Raw genomic sequence first — 479 nt, forward strand, 5'->3', positions numbered from 1 at the left:
AGCAGAAAAACACAATGAATTACTTGACGGTCAATCACGCGGGTTTGCTATCGTCAGTGATAAAGAGGGTTATCCCATTCTTACAAAACAAGCACCGTCTGTTTATCACAAGTGGGATAGTGAAAAGTGGATAATATCAGAAAGTGATAAAATAAAGCTCAGACGGGAACAGCAGCAGCAAGCAGAACATAAGAAACAGCAACTTATGCTCACTGTAAGTAAACAGATCGCTCCGTTACAAGATGCTGTAGATTTGGAGATGTCGAGTGATAAGGAAAAATCGCTGTTAGCAGAGTTAAAAAAATATAGAGTATTATTGAACCGCGTTGATGTTAATTTAGCGTCAGATATTAACTGGCCCGAAAAACCCTTAGAATAATGGAATCAGGGCCAATTGAACCGACCTCCAATAGTTAGATAAGTCTAATCAAATATGGCTTTTTTGCACTACTCTGACTGAATCGTCCTCAAAATGTTGG

1 protein-coding gene is annotated in these 479 nt (G+C 38.8%); it reads left to right on the forward strand.

Features of this window, described 5'->3' with window-relative positions:
* Nucleotides 1–379, forward strand: a 379-nt coding sequence (locus ABR397_RS23250) for a tail fiber assembly protein (protein WP_350307767.1), incomplete at its 5' end; no start/stop codon positions are given.
* Nucleotides 380–479 lie beyond the last annotated feature (100 nt).

The organism is Photorhabdus viridis (assembly GCF_040256935.1).
In the GTDB taxonomy this organism is placed as follows: Bacteria; Pseudomonadota; Gammaproteobacteria; order Enterobacterales; family Enterobacteriaceae; genus Photorhabdus; species Photorhabdus viridis.